Source organism: Campylobacter concisus (genome assembly GCF_002165785.1).
Lineage (GTDB): Bacteria > Campylobacterota > Campylobacteria > Campylobacterales > Campylobacteraceae > Campylobacter_A > Campylobacter_A concisus_W.
Map to the genome: position 1 here is coordinate 121,093 of NZ_NDYO01000001.1, position 13,999 is coordinate 135,091.

Sequence of the window (13,999 nt, forward strand, 5' to 3'; positions counted from 1 at the left end):
TTATTAAATAGATTAAATTAAAAAAGCTCTTCTGACTCGAAATAATTTTGTGAAATATTTCGCTCTTTTTCATTGGTATTTACATGAAGCACATAATAGCCTATTTGTGTGTTGCTAGCATCTATTAGTGGTACCACGCAAAAGTAGTGAGTTTTATAAACGTAAAATTCATATTCTTTAAAATTAATATCACGCAAAAAACCTACTATATTTAAATTTGCACTGCTTAAATTTTCGATGTAATAATCATTTAAAATTTGATCACTTGGAATGCTTTTACGTGATGGCATCTTGTCTTTTGCCAAAAGAACAAATAGATCAATTCCTTGCTTTTTAAAATAATTTCCAAGTGAGTCAAAATTTAACAAAACCTCGATGTTGCCAATAATTTTACCATCACGTACTACGTTTGAGACAGCCCTTATATGCGTTCCAGCATACCACGCCTCGATGCCGACCATGGGCTTGTTTTGATGCCTTGACTCTTGCACTAAAAACCTACTACTAGCGATCATATCGCCATATCTGTTTAGATCCCAACTCCTTACATAGCTTTTTAGATCTTTATCATAAATATGAAGCTTAATGTTGTTATACATCGATGCTGCGCCAAGGGTTTTGGTTAAATTTTCGATATTTTTTATACATTCATCACGACTTTGCCCTAGCAAGCACATTTGTATAGACTCATTTTGAGCAAGCAGGATAGAGATCGCCATTGATGAAAATTTCTCATCATCTATACTTTTATTAAGCTGTTTTACCTGGTAATCGAAAAAGACTCGCATATTATTTTGTATCTTTTCAGCCATATAAGAGCTGTAAAGAAAGTAAAAAAGTCCTCCAAGCACTATAATAAAGATAAAAACGATATAGAAATTAAAATATTTTTTATATTTATTCAAAACTAGCCCTTAACTTTTCTTCTAAAAATTTTGCAAATTTATCAAATTCTGGCAACTCAAGCTCGCTTTTTCTCTTAGCAGCTGCCCAAACGCTATCTGGGAAAAATGCGTCATCACTAAATCTAGCAATAACATGAATATGCACGTGTGGCACATAGTTTCCAAAGCTTGCGATGTTTATCTTAGTTGGTTTATAAAACTCAAGCATAGCCTTTTCAGCAACCAGCATCGCCTCAAAAAGCCTAGCTCTACTCGCCTCATCGCACTCACTTAGCTCCCTATATGGCTTTGCGCTAAAAATTTTCACCCACGGAAGCTCGTTATCTTCACGCTCGATTTTTATAAATTTATCTTCATAGATCATATTTATTCCTATTTTTATACAAAATTTCTCTCTCTTAAAAGCGTATAAAGCTTGATAGTCGAGATAAAAAATGTCACGATTGCTGGTCCAAGGATCACACCCCAAAACCCAAATGTCGTGATACCTGCAAGCATCGCAAAGAATATAAGAAGTTCATTTATCTTTGTTGGTATTTTAACCAGCTTCGAGTTTATAAATTTAATAACAAGTGGTTTTAAAAGCGTATCAGCTGCAAATGAGATCACTACGATCGTATAAATTGCAATAGTTATCGCTGCTGCTGTGTTGCCATTTGCAAACTCATAAATACTAATAGGCGCCCATGCCAAAATACCGCCAACAACTGGGATGAGTGAAGCAAAGCTAAAAAAGATGCCAGTTAGCACGCCGTCATAGCCGTAAAAGCTTGTGACAATAGCAAATAAAAAGCCTTGGATTATCATATTTGCGATGGTTGAGTAAAAAACGACGCTCATCACGTTGCCAACCTCACTTAAAATAGACTCTGTATCATCTTGCTTTAGCGGAAGTGCATATTTTAGATAGCTGATTAGTTCATTGCCATAAAGATTGCAAAAGAAGAAAAAGACCAAAATAATAATCATATCAACGCCAAATTTAAGGCTTAACTTACCTAGACTTGCAAGATTTGTCGCAAGTTGAGAAAAAAGCATTTTAATATCAAGTCCACCGATAAATTCTTTTATTTTTGGCTCTAAAAAATTTATCGACTCAGGCATCCTAAAATCATAATTTTTGATAAATTCGATAGTCTTTGTGACATTGTTTATATCAAAGCCAGCCGCGTATTTTGCGATCTCAACCACCGCATAAAGAAGTGGGGCGATAAATAAGCAAAGAAGTACAGATGTGGTAAGAGCCGATGAAAGCGTCTTGCGGTTTTTGGTAAGCGATAAAAATGCGATTTGGACATTTGAAACCGCGACAGCAAGCAGTGCTGCGATAAAAATATCAAGCAAATATGGTTTAAAAAGATAGACCACCAAAGCCAAAGCACAAAATACAAAAATTCCAAAAAATAGTCTATTGTTCATCTTGCTCCCTTAAAATGGGATTATTATAGCAAATTTATCAAAGCTCTTCATCTGCTTGCCAAATTTGCTCATACTCTTTGATACTAAGCTTGCAAAGACTATGCTTTGGGTGTTTTTAGCGTGGCACTAGTGCTAAGTAAATTTTATAAATTTGCCTAGCAAGTTTTACGCAAAATTTCCAGCTCAAAAGCTCCTATAAATTTAACCTTTTACGTGCACTGAAAATTTGCCCCAACGATCTCGCATTCATCACAAATTTGCAAATATATAATGCCCTCGCCATCTATCAAGCCACCAAGGGAAATTTGTGCTAGATATCTCATACTTTTACCGCATTTTGGGCAGTGCAAGTACTCCGCGTCTTGCTCCCACTGCGGATATCCACCAAGCAAAATTTCGCTATCTATCATATACGAGTAGTGAGCGCAAACCTCGCTGGCTAGCTCGAAATTTTGCCCATCAAGAGTCGTCACAGCATCTCTTAAATAGTCCTCACTCTCGCCCTCGCCCACTATCTCTGTTTGCATATTATTGTCATCATTTTGGCAAAAATACTGCACCAAGCCCACACATGTTGGGCAAAATTTAAGCACAGCATCGTTTTTTAGCTCTAGTCCGAGTCGCTTTAGACTCTCTTTTTTGATGATAAATTCCAGCATCTCACCGCTACAAAATTTACATTTTTCATCGCTTAGTGCTTTAAATTTAATGCTTGCGTCTGCATTTTGGCTTGGCTCACATGTAAAACACTTATCAAAAACTAGGCTTCTTCTCTTACCACTCTCATCAAAGCTCCAGCCAGCAACTTGCGCGTATCCATCCATATCAACGTGAAGCTTTGCTTTCCAAGGCTTTGGCGCATTATAAAGCTTAAAAAATAGCTCCCTTACCACCTCATCGCCCTGCCAGGCAAGTGCGCAAAGGATGTGATTTATTTTTACCCTATTTTCAGCGCCGTTAAGCCTATTTATAAGCTCATCTCTCACGTCACTTGGAGCATTTTTGTAAATTTCAAACGGATAGTATTCGCCCTGCTTGGTTACTTCTCTTATGATCTGCTCGTCGCAAATGCCGTGCAGGTAGAAAATATAGACAAGATCGCTGTAAATTTAATTATATTTACCTATCTCCTCTGTGTGAGATAGGACATTTTTTAGCTTTTGTTTAATCTCAGTCTCGCTTAAGCCTTCATAAAACTCCAGCTTCTCTTTTTGCCTGCACCAGTAGCAGATCCCGTCAAAGTAAATCGTCCTTTGCTCGCACTTAGGACAAAGATGTGGCTCGCCCATTTTTGCTCCAAATTTAAATTTTGCTACTCAAAAAGCCCTTTTTCGATATCGATCTTGACGTTAAAGGTCTCAAAGCATTTCGCACTCGCGATCCTACCCTTTGCGGTACGCTCAATAAAGCCATTTGCAAGCAGATATGGCTCGATGACGTCCTCAACCGTGCCCTCGTCCTCGCTAAGTGCCGCAGCGATCGTGCTAAGCCCCATAGGACGGCGCCTTGCTTGCATTAAAATTTCTAAATACCTAATATCCATCTCATCAAATCCAAGCGAATTTACACCAAGTGCATTAAGTCCCTCTTTTGCACGCTCGTGACTGATGATTTGCTCATCATTTACCTCGGCAAAGTCGCGAATTCGCTTTAGCAGTCTAAGAGCGATCCTTGGTGTGGCACGTGAGCGTTTGGCGATCTCAAGTGAGGCGTTTTTGTCGCACTCTTTGCCAAGCTTGGCTGAGGCGATCTGTACGATACGGCTTAGCTCACTACTTGTGTAAAACTGCAGCCTAAAGTCCATCCCAAAGCGGTCTCTTAAAGGCGCTGAGATCATGCCAGCACGCGTCGTTGCGCCTATTAGTGTAAATTTTGGCAAGTCTATCTTGATAGTCTGGGCAGCCGGCCCTGAGCCAATTATAATATCAAGCCTAAAGTCCTCCATCGCAGGGTAGAGCACCTCTTCGATAGCTGGACTTAGGCGGTGGATCTCATCGATAAAAAGCACGTCGCCCTCTTGTAAATTTGTAAGGATCGCCGCAAGATCGCCACTCTTTTCTATCATCGGCGCTGCGGTCATTTTGATACTCACGCCCATTTCATTTGCGATGATGTGAGCAAGGGTCGTCTTACCAAGTCCTGGAGGGCCGTAAAATAGCACGTGATCTAGGCACTCATTTCGCTTTTTGGCCGCTTTTATAAAGACATCTAAATTTTGCTTTATCTTTTCTTGGCCGATGTAGTCTTCAAATTTTGTCGGTCTAAGCGAGACTTCAAAGTCATTTTCAAAGCTTACTTTTTCAATTTCAACGATTCTATCCAAAGTTTTTCCTTCTAAATTTAAGGCTTCATTTTACGCTTTTATGCTTAATTTAAGCTCGTTTAAATTTATAGTAAAAGGTGCTGCCATCATTATAAACGCTATCGACGCCATATATGATGTCATGTTTTTGGCAAATTTCGCTGACGATATTTAGCCCAAGGCCAAAGCCGCCTTGGATTTCATCCTCTCTGACGTAGCGCTTCCAGACCCTTTTTACGTCCTTTATCCCCTTGCCAAAGTCTTGTACACTAAGCTTTATCCGGTCATTTTCAAAGCTTAAATTTATTAGTATTTCGCTCTCTTTTTGGCTGTATTTTATGGCGTTTGTGATGGTATTGTCGATGATACGCTGCGCCTCTACTTTGCTTAGTGTGATATAGGCATCATCTACCAAATTTGTATTTATAGCTATGTGCTTGACATCTGCCACACTTTGTAAAAATTTTATCCTTTCACTCACGTATTCGCCTAAATTTAGCCGCTCATTTGGAAATTTGATGTAGCCACGCTTTATGAAATACTCAACATCTTCATAAGTTATTTGCATCTGTTTTAGGGCGTTTTTGATGCGGGTTATATATTTATTTTCAAGTCCAAGCATCTCAAGATTCATACCAGCCACGCCAAGGGGAGTCTTTAGCTCATGCATGGCGTCATTAAAGAAATTATTCATATATCTTTGAAAGTCTTTATAGGGCTTAACACTGCTTAGATATAAAAAATAAACGATAAAAAGTACCGCTATAAGTATAACAAGCAACATAATGGCTGTTAGAAATATACTTTTTTTATTGTCAAGTTCATTTTCCACTACAACATAGTAAGGTGTCTTATCTTTTATAAAAAAGCTTTTGTAGAATAGATATCCGTCCTCTTCAAGTGTTACAAATTTAAAGCTACTTGGCTGTTTTGTGAGAGTTGAGATAATTGGTTTAAAATTTACATCGTAGATTGCAAATTTATATTTTAAAGAAATAGCTATGTTTTCGTTTTTTAGAAATGAATTTTTGATGATGTTTTCATGTTTCATAGCACCAAAAAGAGCTTTCGAAGTGCTGTTTTTTTGGCTTAAATTTAGGATCACAAAGCTTTGAAAGCAAAATAGCGACATTATCACAAATGTCGCTATGATCTGGATCTTAAAGCTCTTGTGCATCTATCTTGTAGCCTATACGCCTCTTTGAAGTGATAAAGTCACTGGTTGTTTTGTTTCTTATCTTTAAAACGTGCATTCTTATATCAGCGCCCTCTATATCTTTATCGTTCCAGACAAGATCTCTTAGCTCTTCCATGCTGACGTAAGAATTTAGATGTGAAACTAGACACTCAACAAGTGCAACTTCTTTTGCGCTAAGATCGACCATTTTGCCGTTTTTAAATAGCGCACGCTTGTTTAGATTAAAGCTAAATTCGTCATTGATCTTTACTATGTTTTTATCATCAGTTCCATAGTATTTTCTCATAAGCTCAGCTACTCTAAATTTAAGCTCAGCAAGCTCAAATGGCTTTTTTAGGTATTCGTTACAGCCAAGCTCGTAGCCAATAGCCATATCGCCTATATCAACTAAAGATGTTGTTATCATGATAGGAGCGTTTGGGTTTAAGCTCCTTATGTACTTGATAACTTCATGTCCATTTACGCCAGGAACTTTTATATCAAGCATAAAGAGGTGATAGAAATTTTTCTCTATCATATCGCAAGCCTCTTGACCGTCGCTCACCGCTGTAACTTCATAACCAAGCGTCTGCAAAAACTCACAGACGCTCTCTTGAAACCCCAAATCATCTTCTAAAAGCAAAATCTTCAAAACGCTCTCCTAAAAAACAAACTTTAATAAGATTTTTATCTATTGTAATACTTAATAGGTAAATTTCAAATTAAAATTCTTTTTTAAGTATTAAATAAAAATTTGCCCCGCATAGACAATGTAACACCTTAGCAAAAATACGCCACATATTACGAATAATGCGTTGATCACGGCAAATTCGCGTTTAAAATCATGCACCTTTAAAACGCTTAAGTCTAAAATGATAGGCAAAGCCATACCAAAACCAATGACACCAATATAAAATATTAGCCCAAGAGAATTTGCGCTAAGTGCGTTTGCTACGCTCTCCGCTCCACTTGTGCTTGAACCTTTTACAACCATAAAAAGAGCAACTATGAGCAAAAACTCGGCAATAATCGCAAAAAAATCAAATTTTAATAAATAGTGTGCAATATCGTTTTGCCTTTTTGCCTTATCTTTTAGCACGCCAACAAGTAACGTAAATGCACCAGCACAGCTCAAGCCTGATACTAAAAATAATACTGGCAAGACTGATGTATTCCAAAGTGCGATCTTGTGAGCTGCACTTAGCAAAAAGCCTGTATATGCGCCAACGCCGATGCCAAGGATGAAAAGTAAAACTCCAAGCACCCCTGAAAGCTTGCTAGCTAAATTTGAAAACGCATCAAAAAGAGAAATTTTAAGCGATGCGATCTCATTTTTAAACGCACCAAGCGCGTATATAACGCTAAGAGGTGTATAGACTAGAAGCAGTGCAACGCCTATTGACATAACTGAGTCGAAGTTGTAAAGCAAGAGTATCCAGTAAAAGCTAAGAGGCTTGCCAAGATCAAGCACCAAAAGAGCAAGTCCAAGAATGATCGCCACCGGAGCGATAAGAGCGGCTGCTTTAAAGTAGTAGTTATCCTTGCCAAATTTATTTGAGATAAGCACAGCAACGATGCTAGCACCTGCACTAAGTCCTGCTAAAAATAGATAAAAAGCTATCGGCCAGCCCCAGTAAATTTCTGTGTATTGAGCTAGGCTTCCTGACATGTTATTCATGGTGTGCTCCTTTTGTATTTGCGATCATCGCAAGTGAAGGTTTTGTGTTTAACTCCGCTTTTGGTAAGTAGTATTTGCTCTCTTTTAATTTCTTTGAAATTTTAGAGTTCTCATCATTTACGTCGCCAAAAGTTAGGGCATTGGTAGGGCAGACGCTAACACATGCTGGATCTTTGCCCTCTTCTAGCCTGCTCTCATAGCAAAATGTGCATTTGCCTATCTCGCCATCTGGCAAGACGTAGCGAGCATCGTATGGACAGGCTAGGATGCAGTACTTGCAACTAACGCAAATTCTGTGATCAAGCAGCGTCACGCCATCAGCCGTTTTAAAGCTAGCTCCAGTTGGACAAACCTCAACACAAGGTGCATCTTCGCACATAACGCAGCTTTGACGTAAAAAGTCAGTCTTTAAATTTGGAAATGTCCCACTCATCTTTGCATGCACCTGCAAGCGGTAAAGTCCCCTTGGCACGTTGTTTGCACTTCTGCAAGCTACCGAGCAGCCTTGACAGCCGATGCATAAATTTTCATCATGTATCATCATATATTTTTTCATTTTCTATCCTTACGCTTTACTTATGCTAACGCCAACATTTGTAACCATAGTCGCAGCCACTGGACCCTCAGCTGGATCAAGAAGCACGCTTGTGTTAAGTCCCACGTGATCTATGCTCTTAAGGCCTGGCGTGATGTGTCCAAAGCCGTGATAGATAAAGAGCGTATCTTCTCTAATGCCCTCAGTCACCATAAGCTTGCCCTTTTGCTCGCCAAATTTATTTTTGACCAAGACCATGTCGCCGTCACGTAAATTTTGCTTTTTAGCTGTGTTTGGATTGATCCAGATAGGGCTATCACTCATGAGGTCATTTAAAAATGGCACTGTTTGGGTGTGGCCGTTAGTATGGACAGGCGTTTTGCCACAGGTTAAGCAAAGCTCGTGTCCGTCAAATGTATCCATATCTTTGTCATTTAGCGCGCCATATCCTGCAAACTGCGCCTCAACGTCAGGTAAAAATAGCTCTATCTTGCCGCTTTTTGTTTTAAGTTTGGCCATATCGTCCATTAGTCCATTTTCTCCTACAAATTTAGCAGCGACTGGATATTTAGCGACAAATTTATCGATCATGCCTTTTTCTCTAAACAAAATTCCCGGCTCATCCCACGTGATAAAGCCATCTTTTTCAAGAGCAGCGAGTAAATTTACATCTCCACCAGCTTGTTGCATCCTAAACTCACGTATGTCGTTCCAAGTGTAAAGCTCGTCTATCTTCATGCGGCGTGCTAGCTCTCTAAAGATAAACGCCCCGTCCTTCGTGTCGCCAACTGGATCAACGACTTTATTTCTTATCATATAAGCTGGTTTTAGACCTGACTTGTCCTCTATGCCCTCGTCGCGCTCAAGATAGCTGCTCTCAGGCAAGATGACATCAGCAAAGGTCGCCATATCGTTTAGATAAACATCGCTTACCACGATAAAATCAAGCTTCTTCATCGCCTCTATGCTCTTCATCGTCTCAGCAACGTTTATTAGGTGATTAAAGCGGATATTAAACCAGCCTTTTATGGCGTAAGGCTTTTCGTTTAAGATAGCGTCATTTATATCCATCAAAACGCCATGTTTTCTACTTACAAATTTATGCCTACCAGCCTCGCCAGCGAAGTCTAGTCTAGTGACTTTTGGCACTTTAAATTTCTCATCTGGGTTTTTAAGAACTGGAAATTTATCCTCGCCAACTAGCTTGTTAAAGGTTTTTGCATTTTTGCCACCAAAAAGACCACCTTTAACCTCCCAGTTACCCATCATTGCATTTGCCACCATGATGGCCTTTGTCCTCATGTATTCAGCTTTTGTGGTGGTTGTCTTATGCCCAAAATCAAAAATAACTCTTGGGGCAGCTTTATAAATTTCATCAGCGATGCGTCTAACATCACTTGCTTTTATGCCTGTGATCGCCTCTTGCCATTCAGGCGTTTTGCCCTCTACGCTTTTAACGATCTCATCAAAGCCAATTGTAAATTTTTCAATAAATTCTTTATCGTAAGTGCCATTTTGTATCCATGTATTTATGATAGCTAGCACAAAAGCTAGATCGGTACCAGGTCTAACTGGCAGCCACTCATCAGCCTTTGAAGCCACCACGCTAAATCTTGGCTCAAGCACAAGTAGCTTTGTATCTTTTTTAGCTGCAAATTTAGCAAGCTTTTTAGCATCGGCTATAACTATGCCTTCAAAGAGATTGTGACCAAAATTTACAATATATTTTGCGTTTGCAAAGTCTCTTTTTAGCTTAGCTATTCCATACATCTGCTAGCAGACCATTTGATATGTGATCGGACAGCATGAAAAGTGTGAAAAGCAGTTTGGCGAGCCATAAGATGAGGCAAAATTTACCATTAGCTTATGCGTTTGTGAGCTTTTACAGGTAAAAATGAAGCTTTCTGGACCATACTTTTGCTTTATCTCAAGCATTTTTGAAGCAACTAGATCAAGTGCTTCGTCCCAGCTGGCCTCACGCCACTTATTTTCGCCTCTCTTACCAACCCTGATCAAAGGCTTTTTGACTCTATTTTCGTCATAAAGCTGACTAAAACCAGAGCCACCTCTTGCACAAAGCGAAGTCGCCGTACCGCCAGCTTTTGGATTGCCGCTTAAGAAGCAAATTTTATTATCAACGACCTTTGCTTCGATAGGGCATCTTGAAGAGCACATCTCGCAAAAGCTACGGACGTACTTCTCATCTTGCTTTGTAGCATTTTCCAAAGCACCACCCGGTAAGGACGATGCAACCATACTAACTCCAGCACCGAATTTTAAAAATTCTCGTCTATTTAAGCTCATCTTTCTCCCTTTAAAAGATATTTGCCTTTAGTTATTCTAGTATTTAAAGTTGAAAATAAAATTAAATTTTACTTAATATTTATATTTAGATTTTTAGTTTTAAAAAATGGGTGTTCTAATATCAAAATGAATAAAATTCTAAAAATGATAAATTTAATTAATATAATTTTTAGCGCAATCTTATAAAAATTTTGAATAGAAAATTTTGATTAAGGATTTTGAATAGAAATTAAAAATTTTAAAGAGATTTAAAAAGCCGAGAGAGATCTCGGCTTAAGTTTGATTTAAAATACTTATAAAAGTATCGGAGCTATCAAAAATCCAAGTGCGACAGAAAAAGCAATAGCTAAAACGCCTGGAATAAAAAAGGAGTGGTTGAATATATATTTACCTATCCTAGTTGTTCCAGTATCATCCATTTGAACGGCTCCAAGTAGTGTCGGATATGTTGGCAACACAAACAATGCTGAAACTGCAGCAAATGATGCAACTAAAATATATGCGTCACCGTTATTTGCAGCAGTTAAGCCAAGTGCGGCTATAACTGTAGGAATAAGTGCCTTTGCGGTAGCGGCTTGAGAGTAAAGAAGCATACTAGCAAAAAATAGCGCAACAGCCAGCATAAACGGATAGTCTTTAACAAAATCGCCGGCAAAATTTTTGATCGCATCAGTGTGATTTACCACGAAAGTATCTCCAAGCCACGCTACACCTAGCACGCAGACGCACGCGGTCATACCACTTTTAAATGTAGCTGTATTAAATAGCTTATCGACTTTGACACCACAAGTTAGTGTGATTAAAGTAGCGATAACTAGCATAAAGCTCATAATAGCGTTATCTCTAGTTAATACCAACACCTTTGTAGGTTTATCTGGATCTTCTACATATTTTACATTAGTAGTTGAGTCAGTTTTGACTTTTATATCTTTTGCGACAAGTTCATTAAATTTATCTGGACTTTTGGTCTCATAAATTTTTTCATAGCCTGTTACATAGCTTGGTTTTATCCAGCCTACGTTTTTACTAATAGCAGTAGCATATAAAACGACAGAGATAACACCAACTAAGAATATTAAAACAGATAGTTTAGCTCCTTTTGGAAGCTCTTTTTTCTCTTCGATTTTAACATCTTTGATTAGCCCTTCTTTAAGTCTTCTTTGATACTCTTTATCGCTACTTAGATCAAGGTTATAAAATATATTTATAACAAGAGCTGTTAGCATACAACCAATAAAAGTTGTAGGTATCCAGATAGCTAATAGTAATGGATAGCTGATGCCAAGTCCACCTAAGGCATGCTCACCAGCCATAAATACAACCGCTGCTGAAACTGGGCTTGCAGTAATGGCTATCTGACTAGCAACAACAGCTATACTAAGAGGCGCACTAGGCTTAATATTTTGTGTCTTTGCAACTTCGGTAATAACTGGAATCATAGAAAATGCTGTGTGTCCAGTACCAGCAAATACAGTTAGCAAGTAAGTGACAACTGGAGCTAAGAAATTTATGTATTTTGGATGTTTTCTTAGTATCCCTTCGGCTATTTGCACCAAATAATCAAGGCCACCAGCTACTTGCATCGCTGTAATAGCAGCTATAACGGACATAATGATTAAAATAACATCCCAAGGTATACTACCTGCTTTTAATCCAAGTCCTAAAGTTAAAACTACGACGCCGATGCCACCAGCATAACCAATAGCCATACCGCCTAGTCTAACACCCAAGAATATCGCACCAAAAAGCACGATCAACTGTAATATCAATGAAATATCCATTGAAAACTCCTCTATTAAATTTTATAACTAAATTTTTTACTTAAGCGTGTCAGAATTTTGACACGCTTTTAATAATACTTTGCTTAAATTTTTATCTAACCATGCTTGGATTTAGCATATTTTTTGGCTCTAAAATTTTATCGATCTCTTCTTTGCTTAGATAGCCTCTCTCTAGGCAGATATCGCCAACTGCTTTACCAGTTTGAAGGGCTTCTTTAGCGATACTTGCAGATTTTTCGTAACCGATGTATGGGTTAAACGCAGTTACGATACCAACTGAGCCTAGAACTGATTTTAAGCAAGCCTCAGGATTTGCTGTTAGTTTTCTTATAGCTTTTTCAGCTAGTGTTTTCATCGCGTTTTCAAGGATAAATATAGAGTTAAATAGCGCATAAGCAATGCCTGGCTCAAATGCATTTAGCTCAAATTCACCCCTCTCGCTGCAAAGCATGATAGTTACATCATTACCGATTACTTCATAGCACGCTTCGCCTACAACCTCAGCGATAACTGGGTTTACTTTGCCTGGCATGATTGAGCTACCTGGTTGCATTTGTGGTAAATTTATCTCACCAAGGCCGCATCTTGGCCCTGAGTTCATTAGGCGAAGGTCATTTGCGATTTTTGAAAGCCTAACAGCTGCGGTTTTTAACGCACCACTTACGTGAACGAAGTCTGCAGTGTCTTGTGTGGCTGCGATGAAGTCATCAGCTTTTTTGAAATCAACACCAGTGATATCTTTTAACTTTTTAACAACTACATTTTTATAATCAGGGTGGCAGTTAATGCCTGTACCAATCGCAGTTGCACCCATATTTAGATATGTCATTGACTCGCGTGCAGCTGTGATCTTTTCGATATCGCTTTTAATGTAGCTTGCAAATGCATTAAATGTATTTCCAAGTGTTGTAGGAACTGCATCTTCAAGCTCAGTTCTACCCATTTTAATAATATCTTTAAATTCTTTTGCTTTTTTATCAAGTTCATCTTTTAGTAGATTCATCGCAGCAAGCAAATCAGTAAGTTTTGCGTAAGTTGCTACTTTTATTGAGCTTGGGTAAGTGTCGTTTGTACTTTGTCCAAGGTTTGTATGATCGTTTGGATGGATGTATTGATACTCACCTTTTTTATGACCCATGCTCTCAAGTGCGATGTTTGTAATAACCTCATTTGCATTCATATTTGTACTTGTTCCAGCACCACCTTGGACCATATCAACCACAAATTGATCTAAAAACTCACCAGCTATTACTCTATCAGCGGCTTTTGCTAATGTGTCAGCGATTTTAGGATCTAAAACGCCAACCTCTTTATTGGCAAGTGCTGCTGCTTTTTTGATTTGTGCAAATGCTTTTACAAAGTATGGATATTCTTTTAAAGTTCTACCACTCATGTGGAAGTTTTCGGTAGCCCTAAATGTTTGGATACCATAATAAAAATCGTCAGAGATTTCCAACTCACCTATAAAATCGTGTTCTTTTCTGGCTGCCATAACCATTCTCCTTATAAAAATTGTATTGATGAAATTATATAGATATTTAATATTTTAAATATTAATTACTACTTTATTTTTTTAAGCTTTGGCTTTTAACCTAGATAAAACGACTTTTGGAGAAAAATTTATAGTAGCTTTTAAGCTATATTTAATAATATAGCTTAGATAAATTGTTATTTTAATAATAATATCACTTTTTTATTATATAAAAAGCTCATAATTAGCTCGAATTTATTTAAATTTTTAAGTTTAAAAGATAAATATATAGAAAAATAATATAAAATAAATATTAAATCACACTTTTTATATCCAAAAATATAAAAAATAAAGTTAAATTTTATTTCTAATATTACTTTAGAAAGTAAAAACTAAGTAAATATCACCATATTGCAAAGTAAATTTA

12 protein-coding genes and 1 pseudogene are annotated in these 13,999 nt (G+C 37.8%); all 13 read right to left on the bottom strand.

The window, feature by feature from the left end; genetic code table 11:
- Positions 1–17: 17 nt before the first annotated feature.
- The 13 genes and pseudogenes from B9N62_RS00675 to B9N62_RS00730 all read right to left on the bottom strand — a co-directional run bounded on the left by B9N62_RS00675 (position 18) and on the right by B9N62_RS00730 (position 13,593).
- On the bottom strand, positions 18–905 hold the full coding sequence (locus tag B9N62_RS00675; protein WP_087583928.1) for a cache domain-containing protein: 888 nt from the start codon (positions 903–905) through the stop codon (positions 18–20).
- Positions 898–1,269 carry an HIT family protein gene (locus tag B9N62_RS00680; RefSeq protein ID WP_087583929.1) on the bottom strand — a complete coding sequence of 124 codons (372 nt, stop codon included), beginning with the start codon at positions 1,267–1,269 and terminating at the stop codon, positions 898–900. Before B9N62_RS00680 ends, B9N62_RS00675 begins: the two co-directional genes overlap by 8 nt.
- A 14-nt stretch (positions 1,270–1,283) precedes the next feature.
- Positions 1,284–2,324: an AI-2E family transporter gene (locus B9N62_RS00685; protein ID WP_087583930.1), complete on the bottom strand. Its 1,041-nt coding sequence runs from the start codon at positions 2,322–2,324 to the stop codon at positions 1,284–1,286.
- Between the two features lie 209 nt (positions 2,325–2,533).
- On the bottom strand, positions 2,534–3,310 hold the full coding sequence (locus tag B9N62_RS00690; protein WP_180382137.1) for a hypothetical protein: 777 nt from the start codon (positions 3,308–3,310) through the stop codon (positions 2,534–2,536).
- Between the two features lie 123 nt (positions 3,311–3,433).
- Complete coding sequence (locus B9N62_RS10420) at positions 3,434–3,613, bottom strand: hypothetical protein (RefSeq protein ID WP_180382138.1); 180 nt, start codon at positions 3,611–3,613, stop codon at positions 3,434–3,436.
- A gap of 23 nt (positions 3,614–3,636) precedes the next feature.
- Positions 3,637–4,647, bottom strand: a complete 1,011-nt coding sequence (gene ruvB / locus B9N62_RS00695; RefSeq protein ID WP_021090089.1) for a Holliday junction branch migration DNA helicase RuvB — start codon at positions 4,645–4,647, stop codon at positions 3,637–3,639.
- A gap of 49 nt (positions 4,648–4,696) precedes the next feature.
- Positions 4,697–5,803 (bottom strand): sensor histidine kinase, encoded by a 1,107-nt coding sequence (locus tag B9N62_RS00700; RefSeq protein WP_087583931.1) that lies wholly within the window; start codon positions 5,801–5,803, stop codon positions 4,697–4,699.
- Positions 5,787–6,455 (bottom strand): response regulator transcription factor, encoded by a 669-nt coding sequence (locus B9N62_RS00705; protein WP_087583932.1) that lies wholly within the window; start codon positions 6,453–6,455, stop codon positions 5,787–5,789. Before B9N62_RS00705 ends, B9N62_RS00700 begins: the two co-directional genes overlap by 17 nt.
- A gap of 90 nt (positions 6,456–6,545) precedes the next feature.
- Positions 6,546–7,481, bottom strand: coding sequence for an NrfD/PsrC family molybdoenzyme membrane anchor subunit (gene nrfD / locus B9N62_RS00710; RefSeq protein WP_087583933.1), 936 nt, complete (start codon positions 7,479–7,481; stop codon positions 6,546–6,548).
- Complete coding sequence (locus tag B9N62_RS00715) at positions 7,474–8,037, bottom strand: 4Fe-4S dicluster domain-containing protein (protein ID WP_009294242.1); 564 nt, start codon at positions 8,035–8,037, stop codon at positions 7,474–7,476. Before B9N62_RS00715 ends, nrfD begins: the two co-directional genes overlap by 8 nt.
- A gap of 9 nt (positions 8,038–8,046) precedes the next feature.
- Positions 8,047–10,320 (bottom strand): annotated as a pseudogene (phsA, locus tag B9N62_RS00720) (thiosulfate reductase PhsA).
- A gap of 293 nt (positions 10,321–10,613) precedes the next feature.
- Positions 10,614–12,101, bottom strand: a complete 1,488-nt coding sequence (locus B9N62_RS00725; RefSeq protein ID WP_054196953.1) for an anaerobic C4-dicarboxylate transporter — start codon at positions 12,099–12,101, stop codon at positions 10,614–10,616.
- Between the two features lie 91 nt (positions 12,102–12,192).
- The gene (locus tag B9N62_RS00730) at positions 12,193–13,593 is read right to left on the bottom strand and encodes an aspartate ammonia-lyase (protein WP_087583934.1); all 1,401 of its coding nucleotides are present in this window, start codon (positions 13,591–13,593) and stop codon (positions 12,193–12,195) included.
- Positions 13,594–13,999 lie beyond the last annotated feature (406 nt).